The 19,453-nt window shown below is 62.9% G+C and carries 18 protein-coding genes and 3 pseudogenes; 10 read left to right on the top strand and 11 right to left on the bottom strand.

The window, feature by feature from the left end:
* Nucleotides 1-22: 22 nt before the first annotated feature.
* The 9 genes and pseudogenes from WJ542_RS23240 to tssF all read right to left on the bottom strand — a co-directional run bounded on the left by WJ542_RS23240 (nt 23) and on the right by tssF (nt 7,487).
* A complete protein-coding gene (locus WJ542_RS23240; protein WP_411191828.1) occupies nt 23-1,666 on the bottom strand; it encodes a methyl-accepting chemotaxis protein in 1,644 nt (547 codons plus the stop codon).
* A 421-nt stretch (nt 1,667-2,087) separates the two neighbouring features.
* Nucleotides 2,088-2,327, bottom strand: coding sequence for a hypothetical protein (locus WJ542_RS23235; protein ID WP_411191827.1), 240 nt, complete (start codon nt 2,325-2,327; stop codon nt 2,088-2,090).
* Nucleotides 2,324-2,512, bottom strand: coding sequence for a hypothetical protein (locus tag WJ542_RS23230; RefSeq protein ID WP_411191826.1), 189 nt, complete (start codon nt 2,510-2,512; stop codon nt 2,324-2,326). Before WJ542_RS23230 ends, WJ542_RS23235 begins: the two co-directional genes overlap by 4 nt.
* 1 nt (nt 2,513) lies before the next feature.
* Nucleotides 2,514-3,036, bottom strand: a pseudogene (tssG, locus tag WJ542_RS23225) (type VI secretion system baseplate subunit TssG).
* 107 nt (nt 3,037-3,143) lie between these two features.
* Nucleotides 3,144-3,272 (bottom strand): annotated as a pseudogene (locus tag WJ542_RS23220) (type VI secretion system baseplate subunit TssG); the annotation flags it as partial.
* A gap of 141 nt (nt 3,273-3,413) precedes the next feature.
* Nucleotides 3,414-3,665, bottom strand: coding sequence for a PAAR domain-containing protein (locus WJ542_RS23215; RefSeq protein ID WP_411191825.1), 252 nt, complete (start codon nt 3,663-3,665; stop codon nt 3,414-3,416).
* Between the two features lie 11 nt (nt 3,666-3,676).
* The gene (locus WJ542_RS23210; protein WP_411191824.1) at nt 3,677-4,369 is read right to left on the bottom strand and encodes a hypothetical protein; all 693 of its coding nucleotides are present in this window, start codon (nt 4,367-4,369) and stop codon (nt 3,677-3,679) included.
* A complete protein-coding gene (locus tag WJ542_RS23205; RefSeq protein WP_411191823.1) occupies nt 4,353-5,690 on the bottom strand; it encodes an N-acetylmuramidase family protein in 1,338 nt (445 codons plus the stop codon). Before WJ542_RS23205 ends, WJ542_RS23210 begins: the two co-directional genes overlap by 17 nt.
* A gap of 126 nt (nt 5,691-5,816) precedes the next feature.
* Nucleotides 5,817-7,487, bottom strand: coding sequence for a type VI secretion system baseplate subunit TssF (tssF, locus tag WJ542_RS23200; RefSeq protein ID WP_411191822.1), 1,671 nt, complete (start codon nt 7,485-7,487; stop codon nt 5,817-5,819).
* A 416-nt stretch (nt 7,488-7,903) separates the two neighbouring features.
* On the opposite strand from tssF, the pseudogene WJ542_RS23195 reads away from it, so the two are divergent.
* The 5 genes and pseudogenes from WJ542_RS23195 to WJ542_RS23175 form a co-directional block, all read left to right on the top strand.
* Nucleotides 7,904-8,101, top strand: a pseudogene (locus tag WJ542_RS23195) (tlde1 domain-containing protein); the annotation flags it as partial.
* Entirely contained in the window at nt 8,098-8,409 is a 312-nt protein-coding gene (locus WJ542_RS23190; RefSeq protein ID WP_411191821.1) for a hypothetical protein, read from the top strand. The pseudogene WJ542_RS23195 and the gene WJ542_RS23190, both read left to right, overlap by 4 nt.
* Before the next feature lie 525 nt (nt 8,410-8,934).
* On the top strand, nt 8,935-11,115 hold the full coding sequence (locus tag WJ542_RS23185) for a TonB-dependent receptor (RefSeq protein WP_411191820.1): 2,181 nt from the start codon (nt 8,935-8,937) through the stop codon (nt 11,113-11,115).
* A gap of 102 nt (nt 11,116-11,217) precedes the next feature.
* Complete coding sequence (locus tag WJ542_RS23180) at nt 11,218-11,901, top strand: Fe2+-dependent dioxygenase (RefSeq protein ID WP_411191819.1); 684 nt, start codon at nt 11,218-11,220, stop codon at nt 11,899-11,901.
* On the top strand, nt 11,898-12,620 hold the full coding sequence (locus WJ542_RS23175) for a PepSY-associated TM helix domain-containing protein (protein ID WP_411191818.1): 723 nt from the start codon (nt 11,898-11,900) through the stop codon (nt 12,618-12,620). The genes WJ542_RS23180 and WJ542_RS23175 overlap by 4 nt, the downstream gene beginning before the upstream one ends.
* A gap of 57 nt (nt 12,621-12,677) precedes the next feature.
* Here WJ542_RS23175 and cobF read toward each other — a convergent pair whose 3' ends face one another.
* Nucleotides 12,678-13,460: a precorrin-6A synthase (deacetylating) gene (cobF, locus tag WJ542_RS23170; protein WP_411191817.1), complete on the bottom strand. Its 783-nt coding sequence runs from the start codon at nt 13,458-13,460 to the stop codon at nt 12,678-12,680.
* Between the two features lie 257 nt (nt 13,461-13,717).
* Here cobF and WJ542_RS23165 point away from each other — a divergent pair, with 257 nt between their 5' ends.
* Nucleotides 13,718-14,305: a LysE family translocator gene (locus WJ542_RS23165; protein WP_411191816.1), complete on the top strand. Its 588-nt coding sequence runs from the start codon at nt 13,718-13,720 to the stop codon at nt 14,303-14,305.
* A 22-nt stretch (nt 14,306-14,327) separates the two neighbouring features.
* Here the strand turns inward: WJ542_RS23165 and WJ542_RS23160 are convergent, their stop codons facing one another.
* Nucleotides 14,328-15,161, bottom strand: a complete 834-nt coding sequence (locus WJ542_RS23160) for an AraC family transcriptional regulator (protein ID WP_411191815.1) — start codon at nt 15,159-15,161, stop codon at nt 14,328-14,330.
* A gap of 230 nt (nt 15,162-15,391) precedes the next feature.
* On the opposite strand from WJ542_RS23160, the gene WJ542_RS23155 reads away from it, so the two are divergent.
* Genes WJ542_RS23155 through WJ542_RS23140 form a run of 4 tightly spaced genes read left to right on the top strand, consistent with a single transcriptional unit; the run spans nt 15,392 to nt 19,451 of the window.
* Entirely contained in the window at nt 15,392-17,746 is a 2,355-nt protein-coding gene (locus WJ542_RS23155) for a HAMP domain-containing protein (protein WP_411191814.1), read from the top strand.
* A gap of 3 nt (nt 17,747-17,749) precedes the next feature.
* The gene (locus tag WJ542_RS23150; protein WP_411191813.1) at nt 17,750-18,511 is read left to right on the top strand and encodes a methyl-accepting chemotaxis protein; all 762 of its coding nucleotides are present in this window, start codon (nt 17,750-17,752) and stop codon (nt 18,509-18,511) included.
* Nucleotides 18,508-19,047 carry a hypothetical protein gene (locus WJ542_RS23145; protein WP_411191812.1) on the top strand — a complete coding sequence of 180 codons (540 nt, stop codon included), beginning with the start codon at nt 18,508-18,510 and terminating at the stop codon, nt 19,045-19,047. Before WJ542_RS23150 ends, WJ542_RS23145 begins: the two co-directional genes overlap by 4 nt.
* A gap of 38 nt (nt 19,048-19,085) precedes the next feature.
* Nucleotides 19,086-19,451: a response regulator gene (locus WJ542_RS23140; protein ID WP_411191811.1), complete on the top strand. Its 366-nt coding sequence runs from the start codon at nt 19,086-19,088 to the stop codon at nt 19,449-19,451.
* The last annotated feature ends 2 nt before the right edge of the window (nt 19,452-19,453 follow it).

Here is a 19,453-nt window from a genome sequence, read left to right as displayed (position 1 = left end):
GCCCTTGTTCCGCCGATGCCGCTTATGCGGCTTCCGTTTCGGCCTCTTCGGTCGCGACAGCCGCGGCTGCGCGCGTCGTGCGCGCGGGGCCGCGCCGCGCGGTCTGCGTGCCAGCGACGGTGAAGAGGCGCACCGCTTCGTCGAGCACGTCGGCCTGCTCGGCGAGGCGCTGCGCCGTGGCGGCCGCCTGTTCGACGAGCGCCGCGTTCTGCTGCGTGGCGCTGTCGAGATGCGCCACGGCCTGGTTCACCTGGCGGATGCCCTCGGCCTGCTCGCCGCTTGCGTTCGCGACCTCGACGATGATCGACGAAACGCGGCTCACGGCTTCGTCGATGGCGTGCATCTGCGCCGTGGTCCGCGCGACCAGATGCGTGCCCTGGGCGATCTCGTTCACGCTCGCGTCGACCACGTGCTTGATCTCCCTGGCCGATGCCGCGCAACGCTGCGCGAGCATGCGCACCTCGCCCGCCACGACGGCGAACGAACGGCCCGCCTCGCCCGCGCGCGCGGCCTCGACGGCGGCGTTCAGCGCGAGGATGTTGGTCTGGAACGCGATGCCGTCGATCACGCCGACGATGTCGCTGATGCGCCGCGAGGCATCGTTGATGCCGGCCATGGTGCGCTCGACCTGGCCGGCGATCGAGCCGCCCTCCGCGGCGGCGGCCTGCGCTTCGCGCGCGAGGTCGAGCGCACGCGTGCTCGCTTCCGCGTTGGCCTGCACGGTGGCGGTGAGCTGATCCATCGTCGCGGCGGTTTCTTCGAGCGAAGCCGCCTGGAGTTCGGTGCGGCGCGACAGATCGACGTTGCCGCTCGAGATTTCGTGCGCCGCGTCGAGCATGCCGTCGATCTGCGCGCGCACGTCGAACACGATGGCCGTGAGGTTGGCCTGCAACTGATTGAGTGCCTGCAGCACTTCGCCCAGATCGTCGCTCGTGGTGATCGTGAGCGTGGCGGTGAGGTCGCCGGCGGCCATGCGCGTGGAGGCGACGGTCATCTGGTCGAGCGGCGCGCCGAGATGGCGCGTGGTGAGCCACCAGGCCACGGCGCTGCAGAGGGACGCGACGCCGAAGGCGCCCCAGAACGGCAGCGGCGGCAGGCCCTGCCAGGCGGCGACGCCCGCGAGAGCGAAGATGGCGGGCACGCCGCCATAACCCATGGCGATGCGTGTCGCGATGGGCACGCGCAGCAGCGCCTGCACGGCGCCTGCGAGGCCCGTGCGCACGATCGCGCCGCGGCGCAGGCGCACGCCGCCCAACGTGCCTTCGCGCATCTTCGCGTAGAGGGCTTCGGCCTCGCGGATCTCGTCGCGCGAAGGTTTCACGCGCACGCTCAGATAACCCACCACGGTGCCTTGTTCGGAGACCGGGGTGACGTTTGCCCGCACCCAGTAATGGTCGCCGCTCTTGCGGCGGTTTTTCACGAGCGCCGTCCAGGGGCGGCCTTCGCGGATGGTGCTCCACATGTCCGCGAAGGCAACGGCCGGCATGTCCGGGTGACGGATGATGTTGTGCGGCTGGCCGATCAGCTCTTCGCGGCTGAAACCGGAAACGGCGATGAACGCGGGGTTGCAGTACTCGATGCGGCCTTTCAGGTCGGTGGCCGAGACGAGCATTTGCGAAGCGGGGAAGTCGTATTCGTGTTGCGTGACGGGCTGGTTGTTGCGCATGGGATTCCTTGCAGGCGGGCCGCTGAGGGCCTTACATCACTGCAAAGTTAACGGCATATTCCATACGATCTTTAGGGTCTTTGCGGGCGGCGGGCCCGGTTGCGTGGCTTGGGGAGGATTTTCTTTGGGTTCAGGGGCTTGGTCGTGGTGTCAGGGAGATATGCACAGGGTTGTCCAGAAAAAGTGGGGATAACTCATCTTCCTCACTGCACAGGGCCGCGCCACAAGCCTTTACAGGCAACGAGTGGGGGAATTTTCGTTTCCCACACAGCCCCAAACATCCATTCCCCACGTTTCCCCACGCGTTGCGCTGCCGGGAAACCTTCGTCGCAACAATACGCCGATAGCTTACCTGTTGATGCTGCGCTGCACGTGAGCACGTGCGGGGAAAGTCCGTTCCCCACAGCGCGTGATGATAGGGCTACAGCTCGTGATTGTTGCCCTGCTGGCCCACCGGCACGAGAGGCTCGAAGAGTGGGGACACGATGATGCTCACCCTGTCGAGCAGTTCAGAACCAGGCTCGGGTTCGTGGGCGAACGCATCGGCATGGGTCGGATGCAAGATAAGCGCGGCGGGCATGCAACCATGCTGCTGTTCGAATGCCGGAATCATCTCCGTGATTTGCTCACTCAAGCTGTCCGCCAGACCCATCGGGTTCATTGGTTTCTCCCGCCGCCCTGAGGCTTCCCTGCGTTATGCACGATCTGCGCCAGGTACTGTTCAGGCTCGAAGCGCATGCCGACAACCGGTTCGCCGCCGGGTGACTCGCCCAGCCATGCCGACCAGCCGAACTGGTGTGAGTCGCCCATCATCGCAGGCGGCTCGCAATGCGGTTTGATCTGCAACTTACGTCTGCCCCCACGCCACCAGGCGCAGCAGGCTATCTCCCCGTGGGGTGAAGCGGTGGTAGTCCGCCATGTCGAGTGGCCCGATCACCATGCAGAAGCGGTGCCGCCTGTCCAGCACATGCCCGCCCAGGATCGCCCCGCGTCCAGGGCTTGCCGACATACCCTGCTGTCCCATCCTGCATTTCAGCTCCGGCGGCGGCGCGATCCAGTGGTCCGAGTATTCCTCGATCCGTACCGGGACACCGAAATGGTGAGCCACCGACATGGCCAGCGCATCGACATTCCGGGCCTTGCTCACCAGATGCGGCGCGGCCAACAGGCGCATGCGGTGGCAGGGAGACGGTACGGTCATGCCGGGGCGAGCACCCGGACAGGCAGCCGATGTAGAACGAGAAGCGGTCGTCATCGGGCCGGTCGAGGCTCGCCGCGGACTGCGCCGATACCCAGGCGCGGTAGAACAGCGTGAGTGAGCGGTGGTGGAAAATGTTGATGAAGTTGTACAGTCTCGGGTCGCCCCGCAGTTCTTCGCGCTCGCGTGCAATCTCGGTGACGTGCAGCGGCAGCGCGCACCGTTCGGCCCGAACATGCCCAGGCTGTAGAGGCGGATGCGCAGCTTGCCATTGACCACCCGCACGTCCGCGATCTCGCTGGGTGCGAAGATCAGGCTCGGCTTCTGGCCGATCTTGAAGGGTTCCGTTGCGGGCAGGCTGGCCGTGCCGACCGGATCGATGACCGGGTTCGTGTTGATCCGGCGCATTAGCGCGAAGAACCCGTATTTCCAGGGCCGTGGCCTGCAACCGATCGATCAGTTCGATGGGAAGGGCAACCCCGGGTTTTATCCGGTCCATCGATTTACCTCATGGATGATAGGGCCGCATGTGCGCGTGGCCCGGGTACATCACTCGATACTGGAAATCAGGCTGCATCCGCAGGTGGCGTGATGGCCTTGGCGGGTGACCGGTACACCTTTGTCACGTATCTTCGGATCGCCTTCGAGAATCACGTTCGGGCTTACGCCGGGGTGCTGCGGACACTTCACCTCGTCGCCCTTGCGCGCGACACGGACGCCCTTGTAGCGCATGGTTTCGGAGGCGGTGACGAATTCACCACCGTGATCTGTCGTATCGCCAAGCCGGATGAGATTGATCATTAAGGTTCTCTTTAATGTTTGGCTTCGGGAGGGAGCGGATTTACGAGATCAGACGTGTGAACCCAACCTGTTGTGACCCGCCCGTAGGATTCGACGTTTAATCGCGGATCTGAAAACCGTATCAGTGAATATTGTTTCTGAGATTCAAGAACAACGACCGCATTCCATTTCGCGAGATAGCCTCTCCTGGTAAAAAATTCCTTTCCGCGACGATCGTATAAGAGCGTCTTGCTCCTTACGATCCGAATACCCGATGATGAAAACTTCCGGGCAATGTGATACTTAATAGCCTCCATACTTCCGAGTTTAAAGATGAATCCTCCTGCCGAATTTTCGCATCCAGCTTGTCCACTAGAGGTTCTGATTATCCACTCATCTTCGCGGCGATACAGATCCCCATCTATATCAAAGTCTCGATCCCTATTCGAGAATTCAAAAGAATCTCCATCAGGGATAAATGTCAACAGCTTCGTATCGGTATAGCCATCAATGACAGAATTTGATGTGCCATCGCTTTTCTCAAAAAAGAGGAAATTACATGAAAATTTTTCATTTTGGGCATCATAAAGCCCATAAATTCGACCATCATCCCGATATGCTATCAAACTCGGATCATCAAATAAAATAGCCTCCCCTGCAAATCCCCGCGCAGCCATCGCGAGCGCAAAAACAGCACCAGTAAATATTTTACTTAAATTGATCATAATATTTACCCAAATTAGCTGCATAATCAGGATTCTGGGTCTGCCAACCGTTGCCGTTATATCCGCTTGCAACCTTCTCCCAGTTATGTTCCCTCAACCCCTTAACTGCCGCTGGTTTTACGTTTTTCATAAAAGCGGCAAATATCTCCACCTGCCCATCAGTACCCGCCAGAAACTTGTTCGCAAATTCAAACGCAGTAGCGCAGCCGCAATCGGCGTAGTACTCTCCAAGTATTTGAAATCCACCCCACGAACATGCTTTTATCGCAATTTCGAAATCTAGTGCTGCTGCGCGCACAAGCTTCTCATATTGATGCAAGCCACCTGGTCCATAATTATCTGGCCCTTTAAAACATAAATCAGGATATCCCGGGTAGGGGTTCGTCGGAGTTTTTTTCTTTTTTGCATCCTTCTTAGGAGAATTTTTTGCCTCTTGCTTTGCCACAGCAAGATCAAAAAAATGGCGCTTCTCGTACAGAATGGATGGCAGTCCATTTTCCAGAAACGGATGCCCCCCTGACTCCTGCTGGACAATCGCCTTAACAGCAGCAACCTCAACATCTAGCTCCATCGCTATTTTTTTATACTGATCTTCGGAGAACGTCTCGGGTTTGGGATAATTCAACCGCGACCCAAGAAGATTCAGAACAATGGTTCGTGGCTTTCCGTTATCCACGACCTTGTAGTGGTGCTCAATGGTGGTGGTCGTTTTCTTCTTCCCGGTCTTGTCATCCGTCGTCGTCTCCCTATGCTTCTCCGGGAAATCCTTCTTGACCTTCCCCTGCTCGGTCACCTTCTGCGACCACCCGATGTACGGCCCGAAGTCGTGGACCAGGCGCTCGATGGTCATGACCTCGCCATCCTTGACCACCGGAAGATCGAGGTTCTGCTCCAGTTCCTCCTTCGGCGTCAGCTTCGTCGTCGCTTCGATGTGGTACTCGGGGCTGACGATGGTGAACGCGCTGATATCCTTTTTGGGTGTCACCGTCGCTTTCCAGGCATACTCGCCGCGCCGGTTCTTCACCAGAACGTCAATCGGCTGGTTGCGCGCGGCGTTCTGGATGGTCATGGCGTAGCCATCCCCATCCGTGGCGGTTTCCGTTTTGTTGTCCACCAGGGGTACGGAAGGGTCCGGTGCCGGTGAACCGTCAGTGGTCTGACCCAATGTCCATGCAGGCGCAGAGGGTGCGCCCGTACCCGCCTTGATCTGCACCGACAACCCTTCAATCGGCTTTTGCAGGGTATCCCTGAATACGAACGTCACCTGCACATAGGGCGATGGCGGGGTTTTGGGCGCGGCTGGTTGCTGCGGGTGAGCCATGCGTTACCTTTAACAAGTCACTTTAAAAAAACGGCAGGTATCAGGCGAAGCCGTCGGCAAGCTCTTCATGGTCGTAGGCGTCCTCCACGACGCCCCAGTCTCCGGCCCCGACCTCGCACTTCACCTTCACCGGTTCCGCCGTGCTGACTGTCCAGCGTTGCCCCATCGGTCAGCATGCCCTGCTGCCCGAGCGTGCCGTCCGGCAGGTAGATGCGATAGGCCCTGCCCTGGCGATGGTTCGTGAAACTCATCGTCAAAGACCGCCAGTTCCAGGTGAAGCCGGCGTACGAGTTCCCGGGCGGCATCGCCGCTCGCCCCGTGGGCCAGCGGCGGCCTGGGCGCGGTCGGCCCGTGCACGAACCCGACGCCCGCCACAGACTTCGCATCCTTCACGACCAGATCGTTCACGCCGTTGCGTGGCAGCACGCAGGACAGGTCCTCGTTGGTGAGCCAGGCGTGCAGCGTGAGGTGGTGCACATCGCTGTCGTCCGGCTCGCGTGCGGGGCCAAGCAGTTTCAGCCACGTATGTGTGCGGACAAACTGCTGAAGGGTGTCGTACCGGCATTCGTTGTTCCCGACCAGTTCCAGCTCACGCCGCAGCGAGAAGTAGCGCGGGCTACGGCGCGTATTGTCGGAAAGGGCCGTGTCAAGCGGACGAAAGGGAATGTGCTCAGAGTCCTCGTTCACCTGCCCGACCACGAAATCAACCGAATGCACCCCGTAATCGTCCGGTTTGTCCACCACGGGCGTAAGCCGGTGCTCGGTGTCCTGTGGATTGATATCGAGCCGCGCCGTCATGATCGGAAAATAGTTGGTCACGGGTGCGCAGAAAAGTGCAAGCTGCGACGCATCGACCTGCTGGTCAAACGCGGCGACTTCGCGGTTGAGCAGTAGCACGATCTCAACCGCTGGTCCTTCTATCCTTTTCAGACCAGCAGCGAGGCCCGTGAGGGTGAAGAACCAGAACCGGGACGGCAGCGCATAATATTCTTGGACCTGCATCTGCCCGTAGAACTTCAGTCGCACCGGGCGCAAGAGGCTTTCGTCCGGCTCCAGCCCCTCATACCCCACCCGCATGCCTGGCATGCCGGGAACCTGTGCGCCGTACAGGTTGCACTGATCGAACTCACCCGATATGCCCATCACCGACGTGTGAATCAGCTCGAACAGGCGCGAAGCCAGCGCTTCCTCGCCACACAGATAGACAGGCAGGCGGTCCAGCCCGTCAAGGCGGGCGAGCGGCGTGCCATTGAGGGTCGCGAGGCGAACGCGCAATGCACTACGCAAACGCGTCAGGTCATCGCTGTTGTGGAGGTAACGATGCAGGCTCGGAATGTCAGGGGGAATGCCGGTAAATCGCAGGTACTCAATTCCGAGAGGCCATATCCCGACCGGCTGGCTCGTGAGGAATTCGCAGAGCGTGGCGTTGTCCCCGGCCTCGCCCATCGTGAGCGTCGTGTGCCGTGGCAGGGTGAGGCCCTGCGGGCTGTGCGCCGCCAAGGCGTCGAGATAGAAACGCACCACGCCCATCGACGGCTGTGGTGCTGCGAAATTCGGATTGACGCCCTCCAGGATGCGCAGCGGAATCTCAAGGGGCCAGCGGTCGATGTGCAGGCATGTGCGGGCATTGATGAAGGCCGCCCCCTGGAGCAGTCGCTCCACGTAACGGTTCCCGACCTCGCTCGCCTGGACGCCCAGCCTGGCAGCGATCTTCACATGCCCCTGTGTGAACTCGCCAAACAAGGCGGTGATATAGCGCAGTTCGTGCACGTAGCGCTCTGGAAGTTCCAGGTCCATCGCCATCCTGTCAGAATTATCAGTAATTCGAACGATGCGTCACGGTAAACTCCATACTACGAAAACTCAAATGCGGGGCGCATCAAGTCACTTGATGCTGATGGACCTCAAGGCGCGAATCAATTCGACGGATGCCCGCGAACGCAAAGCGGGCGAGCGGGCACTGAACGGGGTTAGCAGACCGCACGGGCGAGTCCGCGTCGTAGTGGCGGCTGATCGCGCGGATGGCATCCAGCGTGTATCACTCGATGCGACCTGGCAATACTCATGGTGCAAATGCTTTTCAGAGTAGTTCGATATCACCCTGCTGATCTGGTCGCATATCAAGAAATAAGGCTCCATCACATTCCGCTTCCAGAGAGGTTCCACAATGGCAGTTCCTTTGCATCTGTGGTTGAGAGACGAACACAGGCGATACAACCATGATTAACAGTATCAGGCGTGGTAACTTTCGCATTCATCCTGAAGGGCAAATGCGACTTAGCGAAGGATGCATTACCGTTATCAATCACCTTGAATTCGATCGGCTACGGCGGTACATCCGGTCTCATAAGCCCGACTTGCCGGTTCCCGGTGGCCCGTTGCGCGCTTACGGTACGGTGGACGTTCGATGAATCGGCTACTTCGACGCGCGGCATATCTGATTGCGTTCATTGCCGCGTCGGTTGTCGGAGGGTGGTGGATAGGCAAAGCCCTTTCGTCGTTTTCATTCGAAATGCCGTATTGGCTCGACGTCACCATTCGTGCAGGGATGCACCTGACGGGCATGCATGACCCGCTCAATCCCGAGGACATCGAGACAATCGGTCTTTTCGCTCTTTGGCTGATTTACTCCCTTGTCGTTGCCGCCATGTTAGGGATCGTGCTGTCCGGGTTACGACGATATTTGAAGAAACGCCGTGCGTGCGGCTGGTACGGTTGAAGTGCGATGAAGACGATCCCGCTGCGCGGCACGCGCTCCTTGGGTTTGACAGGACGCCGTGGGGAAACTCGGGGAAGATGTTTGCAGATGCACGGAAACGACGCCACTCCCCACGCACGAGCAGAAAATCTTTGCGCAACAAGGTCTTGACGCGATTGGTCAGGTGTTATCCACGGACCTTTCCACGGTTTCTGTGGATAACGGCATGCCGCCCTCATACCCTCGCGGGCCCAATCAGACGGCCCACGAAAAATTACATTTCCATTTCACACCCTGTAATTTCCAGAAATATTCCAAACCCTTACTAACAACAACCCTACGATTGAAATAAATAGAAACATATGAAATGATACCGATTCTCATTCGGATCGACCCAAAACGCATCGGTCCAATCAATAACAACCAGCCAGCGTAGCGTCGTGTCCTTGTCTGTTTGAGGGGCGGCCCAGCCAGCCAACGCACCCGTGCCGTCATGCGCTGTCACGCATGTCCAGCCGGCCGGGGCCTTCGTCGGACAGGACTCCCATGTTGAACAGGACGCCGCTCGCGAGTGCGCTCGCGCTGGCTTTTGCCGTGCCCTTCGCTTCCACCGCGCTCGCGCAGAGCGCTCCGGCCGCCGCCGCACCAGCCGCGGCCTCCTCCGCTGCGGCGGAAGGCTCGACGCTCCCCGCCATCTCCGTGTCGGGCCAGACCGATCCCCAGGACTTCCAGGCCGAGCGCTCGACGGTGGGCGCGAAGACGCCCACGGCGCTGCGCGACATCCCGCAGTCGGTCACGGTCATCAACAAGGCCGTGATGCAGTCGCAGGGCGCGACCTCGTTCCAGGACGCGCTGCGCAACGCGCCCGGTATCACGATAGGCGGCGCGGAAGGCGGCCAGATCGGCAACAACATCAACCTGCGCGGCTTCACGGCGCAGAACGACATCTACCTCGACGGCTTCCGCGACCGCAACCAGTACTATCGCGACACCTTCGACCTCGACGCCATCGAAGTGCTCTACGGCCCTTCGTCCATGCTGTTCGGCCGCGGCTCGACAGGCGGCGTGGTGAACCAGGTGTCGAAGAAGGCCAATCTCACGCCGTCGGCGGAAGTCTCGACCACGGTCGGGACCGACGACCGCTATCGCACGAGTGTCGACCTGAACCATCCGCTGGGCGACACGGCGGCGTTCCGCCTGAATGCGTTCGGCCAGTCGCTCGGTTCCACGCGCGACGAGATGAAGAACAAGGACTACGGTATCGCGCCCGAACTGCGCTTCGGCATCGGCACGCCGACCGAGGTGACGCTCTCCGCGCTGATCCAGCACAACTACGACATGCCCGATTACGGCGTGCAGTCGATCAACGGCCATGCGTTCGCGCCGTCGAAGAGCACGTATTACGGCCTTACTGACGACCGCACGATCCAGGACGTCCAGACGGTCACGGCGCGCGTCGATCACAAGTTCAACGACCAGTTCAAGATTACCAACCAGACCGAGTTCTCGCACTCGCTCACCGACGCGCGCGAGACCGCGGCCGGCGCCGTGCTGACCGGTCCGCTGGCCACGAGCCCGGCGCTCTCGAACGGCAACTACACGACGCTGCCGCTCTCGGACCTCTACGTCAAGCTTGCGAGCCACGACCGCGTGATCGAGAACCACTCGATCTACAACGACTCGATGGCCGAGTACAAGTTCGACACGGGCTTCCTCAAGCACGACGTGATCGCGGGTGTCGAGGTCGGCCACGACAGCTATACGAACCAGGCCTATACGCGCAACAATCTGCCGATTCTCTCGCTGCTCGATCCGGCGTACATGTCCACGCCATCGAACGTCACGCAGACCGTGGGCAATCACGCCGAGTCGGGCGCGACCTCGCTCGCGGCCTACATGAACGAGACGATGTCGTTGGGCGAGCACTGGAAGCTGATAGGCGGGCTGCGCTGGGACCGCTTTCAGGCGCACATCTCGAACACGATCAGCGCGCCGGGCTATGCGGACCAGACCAACACGTTCACGAGCGTGCGCGCCGGCGTGATCTATCAGCCCACCGACTGGCAGTCCTACTATTTCTCTTACGGCACTTCGTTCGACCCGTCGCTCGAATCGCTCACCGTCACGAACAATACGCAGAATCTCGCGCCGGAAACCACCAAGTCGTACGAGGTGGGCGGCAAGTGGGATCTGCTGAACGGCAATCTTTCGGTGACTTCGGCGCTGTTCCAGCAGGAGATGAACAACGCGCGCACGCAAACCTCCTCGGGCGAGTACCTGCTGGAAGGCGACGTGCGCGTGCGTGGCTTCCAGGCGGGCGTGAGCGGCCACCTCACGGACAAATGGCAGGTGTTCGGCGGCTACACCTACATGGACGGCGTCGTGCTCCAGGCGCTGGACGGCACCCAGGGCAACACGCTCGCGAACACGCCGCGCAACACGCTGACGCTCTGGACAACTTACGAGGTGGCGCCGCACTGGGAAGTGGGCGGCGGCCCGACCTACATGTCGGCGCGTTATGCGGCGAACACGAACTACGTTTCGGTAGGCGGCTACACGCGCTGGGATGCGATGGCCGAATATCACCAGAAGAAGTGGGACGTTCGCCTGAACCTGCTGAACCTCACCAACAAGTTCTACTACGACGCGCTCATTCAATCCGATGGCGGGCGCTCGGTGCCGGGCGTGGGACGCACGCTGCTCGCGACCTTCGACTATCGGCTGTGAGCGCAAGATGCCGTCACACGCCGTAACGCAATTGCCCGAAAAGTCGCGCACAATGCGCGGTTTTACGCGCGTGGCGAGCGTGGCGGATGGAAAGGAAACCCGATGCTGGTGCACATACCGAATGTACTGACACCCGACCAGGTGCGCGGCCTGCGCGAGCGGCTCGACCGTGCGGGCGACGCCTGGGTGGACGGCCGCGCGACGGCCGGTTATACCGGCGCGCCCGTGAAGCGCAATCAGCAGATCGCCGAGCACACGCCGATCGCGCGCGAACTGGGCGATGTGGTGCTGGCCGCCATCGAGCGCAATCCGCTCTTCATCAGCGCGGCGCTGCCCAATCAGGTGTATCCGCCGCTCTTCAGCCGTTACGAGGGCGGCATGACGTTCGGCAGCCACGTGGACGGCGCCGTGCGGGTGCTGCCCAACGGCGTGAAGCTGCGCACGGACGTTTCAGTGACGTTGTTTCTTTCGGCGCCCGACGAGTACGACGGCGGCGAGCTCGTGGTCGAGGACAGCTACGGCGTGCAGGAGGTCAAGCTGCCGGCCGGCGACATGATCGTCTATCCGGCCACGAGCCTGCATCAGGTCACGCCGGTCACGCGCGGCGTGCGCCTCGCAAGTTTCTTCTGGGTGCAGAGCCTCGTGCGCAGCGATACCCAGCGCGCGCTGCTTTTCGACATGGACACGGCGATCCAGCGCCTGAACGCGAGCGACGCGGACGCGCAGGCCCGCCGCAGCCTGGTCGGTTGCTATCACAACCTTTTGCGCATCTGGAGTGAAACGTGAACTATCCCGAGGCCGTGGAAATCGAGGCGGCGAAGCCGCGCCCGGCGCAACTCGACGCCGCGGCGCGCGATGAGCGCGCGAAACGTTCACGCCGCGGTTCGCGCCGCGCGACCTTCATCAAATGGTTGCGCAAGGTGCACGGCTGGGTGGGACTCTGGGGCGCGGCGCTGGGCCTCCTGTTCGGCGTGACGGGTTTCGTGCTCAACCATCGCGGCGAGCCGCTGCGTATTTCGACGGGCGCACCGCAGGTTTCGACCGTGCAGCTCAAGTTGCCCGATCCCGCGCCCGAAACGCCGCGCGCGCTCGTGAAGTGGTTGCAAGGGCAGCCGGATCTGAAGCTGCCGACGCGCGTTGGCCGCGTGCAGAAGGAGCCGGAACATCCCGTGGCCTGGGGCGACCGCGAGACCGTTCAGCCCGAGCACTGGCAGTTGATGTTCTCGTCGCCGCACGAGAGCGTCACGGTCGAGTACTGGGACGGCAACGATTTCGTCACGCTCAAGCGCAACAGCAACTCGCTGCTCGCCACGCTCACGAACCTGCACAAGGGCGTGGGCATGAGCGTGGGCTGGGTGCTCTTCATCGACAGCTTCGCGGGCGCGCTGATCCTGCTTTCGCTGACCGGCGTGCTGCTGTGGACCGAGCTCAACAAGCGCAAGACGGTGGGCGCCGTGCTCGTGATCGGCTCGATCATCGTGGCCGTCTGCGCAGGGCTGGCCTGATCGCGCCCGAGGGGGCGCCGCCGCGCCTGGGTGGCTTGGGGGTGACCTGGGGGGCCCTCAATCGCCTTCGTTTTCCACGCCGCGCCGGCGCAGCAGATAGGTGTCCATGATCCAGCCATTTGCGTCGCGCGCCTCGCCGCGCACGCGAACGATCTCGTCCTTCACCTCGTCGAGGCGGCCCGATATGAGAATCTCGTCGGGCGTGCCGACATAGGCGCCCCAGTAGATGTCGAGGTCTTCGTCCGCGAGGTCGCGGTAGGCGTTCTGCGCGTCGAGCATCACGACCACGCTGTCCGTGTCCGCAGGAAAGCCCTGCGCGAGACGGCGCCCGGTCGTGATCGCCACGGGTCGACCGATGAAGTTGAGCGGCACGCGATGCTTCGCGGCAAGCGCCTGAACGCTGCTGATGCCCGGAATCACCTCGAAGTCGAACGCGAGGCGCTTTTGCGCCTGTATCGCGTCGAGAATGCGAATCGTGCTGTCGTAGAGCGACGGGTCGCCCCACACGAGAAAGGCGCCGCACTGGCCGTTTTCGAGTTCCTCTTCGATGAGCCGTTCGAACACGCGCTGCTTGTCGCGGTTCAGTTCCTCGACGGCCGCGCGATAGTCGGTGCCGTCGCGCCGCCGCTCGGGGCTTGCCGCTTCGACGATACGGTAGTCGCGATCCTTGATGAAACGCGCGCAGATTGTCTTGCGCAGCGCCACGAGCTTGTCCTTTGCGGGGCCCTTGTCCATCACGAAGAACACGTCTGCCTGATTGAGCGCATTGATGGCCTGCACGGTCAGGTAGTCGGGGTCGCCCGCGCCGATGCCGATGACCAGTATTTTCTTCCGTTCCATGGGGGTGTTCCGTTCAGGATGAGCGCCGTGCGCTGCGCAGGTTGCCGGCATTCGCGCGGAGGCGGAACGCGCCGTCCGGCGAATGATAGCGTGACTTCGACCTTGCGCTTCGGTCTTCAGGGCTCTTGCTGGCCGGCGAGGGCAATTTCCTTCAATACGCGCTTGCGCGGTCCCCTTACGCTTGGGCCGGTGATGCACTCGCCCGCCGGGCGTAACGAACATAACCCGCGATAACCCGCGATAACCCGAGGATGACCGTGAGCATGGCACTTTCCATGGCCGCTTTCGCGCTGGCCACGTCGATTACTCCAGGACCCGTCAATGTCGTCGCGTTGGGCGCGGGCACGCGGTATGGATTTCGCGCGAGCCTGCGCCACGTGACCGGCGCGACAGTCGGCTTCGTGCTGCTTCTGCTGCTGATCGGGCTCGGGCTGCACGAACTGCTCGCGCAATGGCCGTGGCTCACGCGCGCGATTCGCTGGGCTGGCGTGGCCTTCCTGCTCTACGTGGCCTGGCGCCTTGCCGCCGACAAGGGCGAGATCGGCACCGCCGCCGCCGCGCGCGGCCCCTCGCTGTGGGTGGGCGCGGCCATGCAGTGGTTCAACCCGAAGGCGTGGCTCGCCTCGGTGGCGGGCATGGGGGCCTATGCGGCCTCGGGCGAGAAGGTGCTGGTCTGGCAGTTCGCCGCGATCTACTGCGTCGTCTGCTATCTCTCGATCGCCTGCTGGGCCTGGGCCGGCGCGTCGTTGCGCCAGGCGCTGCGCAAGCCGGCGCGGATGCGCCTCGTGAACCGCAGCATGGCGGTGCTGCTTGCCGCGAGCGCGCTGTATCTGCTCAAGACCTGAGCGGCATTCAGGCGTTGCCGCGCTACTGTCCCGCGCGGTACTGTCCTGGCGTCGCAGCAACGAACTGGCGGAACGCGCGCTGGAGATGCGCCTGATCGGCAAAGCCGGCATCCGCGGCGACATCGGCGATGGCTCGTCCACGCCGTAGTTGAGCCCGGCTGAATTCGATGCGCCGGTTCACGACATAAGCGTGAGGCGTCATGCCGTACTGCTGCCTGAACGCGCGGATCAGATACGAAGGCGAGAGGTCGGCCGCCGCGCAGATTTCTTCCAGCCTGAGCGTGCGCGTGTAGTTGTCGTCGATGTATTCGGCGGCGCGCGCGAGACGATGGTTCGGCTCGCGCGCGCTGGCAGGCGCGGGATTCAGCGTTTGTTGCAGCGTCGAAAAATAGGCCGTGACGGCGCTTTCCTTGCGCAGCGTGCTCTCGTGCGTATCGGTGAGCAGCGCGTAGAGCCGGTTGAGCCCGGCGAAGAGATCGGCACGCAGGCTCAAGGTCTGTTCGAACGCACGAAAGCCCTGACCGGCGTTGAAGCCCAGATCCTGCTGCCGTTGCGCGAGCCAGTCCACGTCCAGATAGAACATGCGGTAGGCCCACGGCGCGTCTTCGGCCGGATTGCACGCATGCGCGACTTCGGGATTGACCACCACGACCGTGCCCGCGCCAATGGACTCGAGCGTGCGACCGTTCAGGTAAGTGCTGCGCCCGCCCGTTACCGCGCCGACCGAAAACGTGCTATGCGCGTGCAGGCCGTAGCGCACCTTGCGGCCGTCGGCAATCGCGCGGACCTCGATGAACGGCAGCGCCTCGTCGCGCCAGAATTGGGGCACGGCAGCGGTTCGGGGCGATGAGGGCACGGCGAGTTCCCGTTTTGAAAGGCGAGCATCGATCTTATCGCAAGGTGGCCGCTACCCGGCCTTTACCCTTTCGCCTCGCGCGTCACCGTGCGCCAGGACACATTCCTGTGAAGATTCACAACAGCGTCACATACCCCCCGCGATAATCCCACGCTCGAATAGATGGCCTATGCGTCATGAGTCGCACAACGATAGTGCGGCCGGCGCACTGACGGCCCGGGGATTTCGACATGACCATTCGTCACCGCATCACGCTACTCATCGTTCTGATGTTCGTCGCGCTGTCCGCCATCGGCGGCTACGCGGTCTACCAGACACGCCGCAGCGCCGCCGACGTCCGCCAGGTGACGCAAGGTGTCGTGCCGAGCGCGCTGGCTTCCTCCGATCTCGTCGCGCTCGTGAAGGACGTGCAGCTTGCCACCATGACGCTCGTCTACGCGCCCGACGCGAACATGGTCTCGCAGGCGCAGGACGACCTGAAGACCAAGGAAGCCGCGCTGCGCGCCGCGCTCGACGTGCAGCGCAAGGCTGCTGCGAGCCACGCGCAGGAAGGTCTTGTCGCGCAGGCCGACGACAGCATCGCGAACTACTTCTCCGCGATCGACGACACCGCGAAAATGAAGGCCGCGGGCAAGAACGAGCTCGCGCAGGCCTACCTCTTCGCGAACGTCGCGCAGTACCGCGACGAACTCGAAGGCATCGTCACGACGCTGCGCGTCGAGAAGAACCGCCAGAAAGACGACGCGATCACGGCGCTCAACGGCACGCTCGACACCACCACGAGCGCCATCGCCGGCGTGACGGGCGGCGCGATCGTGCTGCTCACGCTGATCGGCCTCCTGCTGTATCGCCAGATCACGCGACCGCTTTCGAGCATGCAGGCGATGATGAGCGAGATCGCCTCGAACCAGGACTTCACGCGGCGCGTGCCCGTGGGCCGCATGGACGAAATCGGCCACTCGATCGTCGCCTTCAACGGCATGATCGAGAAGATCCAGCAGAGCTCCGCGCAGCTCAAGCGCAAGACCGACGACATCCAGGCGATGCTGCAGAACATGCAGCAGGGCATTCTCACGGTGATCGAAGGCGCGACCATTCACAACGAGTACTCGGCGTATCTGGAAGCGATCTTCGAAACTAACGAGATTGCCGGCCGTCCGCTCATGGACCTCGTTTTCGCCAACACGACGCTCGACGCCGACACGATCGCCCAGGTTCAAGCCGCGGTCGATGCGTGCCTTGGCGAAGACAGCGTGAACTTCGCGTTCAACCAGCATCTGCTCGTGAACGAGATCACGCGCACGATGCCCGACGGCCGCGAGAAGGTGCTCGACCTGAGCTGGTCGGCGATCACCGACGAAAACGACGTGGTCGTGCGCCTCATGCTGTGCGTGCGCGACGTGACCGAACTGCGCGAACTCGCGGCGGAAGCCGGCGAGCAGAAGCGCCGCCTGCAGATGATCGGCGAGATTCTCGCGGTGAGCGAAGAGAAGTTCCATCAGTTCGTGGAAAGCTCGAAGGGCTTCATCCACGAAAACGAACGCATCATTCGCCAGAACGACTGCGCCGACATGGATGCCGTCGCGGAACTATTCCGCAACATGCACACGGTGAAGGGCAATGCGCGCACGTACAGCCTGCAGCACCTCACGGGCGTCGTGCACGAGGTCGAGCAGCGCTACGACGCGCTGCGCCGCGAGGACCCCGATCACACGTGGGACCAGCAGTCGCTGATCGAGGATCTCGAGCGCGTGAAGCATTCGCTCGAGCACTACGCGACGATCAATGCCGAGAGCCTGGGCCGCGGCGCGGGTGCGAAGGGTCGGGAAGGGCGCGTGAGCGTGGCGCGCGAACAGATCGAAGCCAGCCTGCGCGCGCTCGACGCCGCTCGCGACGACGACCTCGCTTCGCTGCGCGCCATGCGCGAGGCGGTGCGCGGCCTGCTCGCCCGTATCGGTACCGAAACGGTAGGCGATGCGTTGGCGGGCGTGCTCGACTCGCTGCCATCGCTGGCCGAAGAGCTGGACAAGGTCGCGCCGATCGTGAGGATTGCGGACCATGATTTGCGCCTGAAGAGCGAAGTGGCGCCCACGGTGAAAGACGTGTTTACGCACCTGCTGCGCAACTCGCTCGACCACGGCATCGAAATGCCGGCGCAGCGCCGCGCGCAGGGCAAGGACGAGGCGGGCCATATCGACATCGCGGCGAACGTGGAAGGCGGCGCCCTGAAGATGGTGCTCGCCGACGACGGCCGTGGCCTCGCGCTTGCACGCATCCGCAGCATTGCGGAGGAGCGCGGCTGGCTCGCCCAGGACGAAGCCGCGAGCGACGAGACGATTGCCGGCTTCATTTTCCACGCGGGTTTCTCGACGGCGCAGCACGTGACCGAGGTGTCGGGCCGCGGCGTGGGCATGGATGCGGTGCGTGCGTTCCTCGAACGCGAAGGCGGCCGCATCGAGCTGCGCTTCACGGACAGCCGGCAAGGCGCGGATTACCGCCACTTCGAAACGATAGTCTGGCTGCCGCAGCAATGGGCCGTGAGCGGCGCCGATCGCGCCGCGCACGCGCGGGCGCTGGCGGATTGATCGATGGTGGGGGCTGAAGTGGTGTTACCGATCTTGTTGGGGGGCGCGGCCGGGGCCGCGCTCGTGGCGTTTGCCGCCGCGGCGATGCAGGCGCGGCAGCGCGCGTTGTCGCGCCGCGCGTCCGAAACGCAGCTCGCCGCGCATGGCGCCGCGCTCGCGCAGGCCGAGGAACTCGCGGACGAACGCGTGGCCGCCGTCACGCAGGAAACCGGCGCGCTCCATGCGCAGATCGACACGCTGCGTGCCGAGCTGGCCCAGCGCAAGTCGCTCGCGGATGCCCTGGAGGCCGCGCTCGACGAAGCGCGCACGCGCAGCGAGGACGCCCTGCAGCGCGCCTCGCGCATCGCGGGGGAGGCCACGCGCCTGCGGCTCATGTCCGCTACCTTCGAGCGCTGGCACGAGCAAATGATCTCGCTGATGGCGCAGAACCACGACATGCACCAGAAGAATCAGGAGCTCTCGTCGATCGTGAGCCACGTGCTGATCGTTTCGCTCAACGCATCGATCGAAGCGGCGCGCGCGGGGGCGGCCGGCCGCGGCTTCTCGATCGTGGCGGGCGAGGTGCGCGCGCTCGCCACGCGCTCGCAGGACCTCTCGAAGAGCTACCGTGACAGCCTGAACCGCAACGACCTCATCACGGCAGCCACGTTCCAGGACATTCAGGCAGGCGGCAAGATGATCGCGGCCTCGCTGGCGAGCGTGGAATCGCTCTCGAACCAGTTGCAGGCGCATCTCGGGGAAGCGCGTACCGAGGCACACGCATGATCGGCGCGCAGGCAAAGGACAGCATCGAGCGCATCTTCTTTTCGGCGGTGCGCACGCGTCTCGTGACGGACGAGCAGCATGGCTGCGAGATCAGCCCGCGCCCGGCGGAAGCGGCGCAGGGCGAGCATGTCGTCGTGCTCACGATCTCGTCGATGCAGTTCCGCCTGCTGCTGCTGTTGCACTTCGAAGACGACGAAGCGACGCGCCAGTACTACCTGGGCCACGTGGGCGATGTGCAGCGCTCGCTCACCGAATGTTTCATGGAGTTCGGCAACCTGTGCTGCGGGGCGATGAACCAGCAGCTCGTCAATCATTTTCCGGACCTCGGCATGTCCACGCCGTATGCGCTCAGCAGCGCGTGCCTGCCGTACCTGCACGAGCTGAAGCCGGACTATGTCTCCACCTATGCGCTTACGCTCGACGGCAGTGTGCGGCTTGGCGCGACGCTGTGCGTCTGCTCGCAGACACCGCTCGACTTCGTCGCGGCACAAACGGAAACGGCCAGCGAAGGGGCGGGCGAGCTGGAACTGTTTTAACGAAGGAAGCGCTGCACGCGGCGCAAAGGAGTATCGATATGGCAAAGATTCTGGTGGTGGACGACTCGAGCACGGTGCGCGACGAAGTGGCGGGCTTTCTGCGCAAGAACGGTCTCGACGTGGACACGGCAGTGGACGGCAAGGACGGTCTCGCGAAGCTGCGCTCGAATCCCGGCGTGAAGCTCGTGGTGAGCGACGTGAACATGCCCAACATGGACGGCCTCACGATGGTCGAGAAGATTCGCAGCGAGCTTTCGAACACGGCCGTCAACGTGGTGATGCTGACGACGGAAAGCAGCCCGGCCATGAAGGAGCGCGGCAAGGCGGCCGGCGTGCGCGGCTGGATCGTCAAGCCGTTCAAGGGCGACGCCGTGCTGGAGACGTTTCGCAAGCTGGCGGGGTGAAG

Source organism: Paraburkholderia yinzeri (assembly GCF_046581065.1).
Lineage (GTDB): Bacteria > Pseudomonadota > Gammaproteobacteria > Burkholderiales > Burkholderiaceae > Paraburkholderia.
Note: the sequence above shows the minus strand (reverse complement) of the source record. Positions and strands in the feature narration are given on the sequence as shown.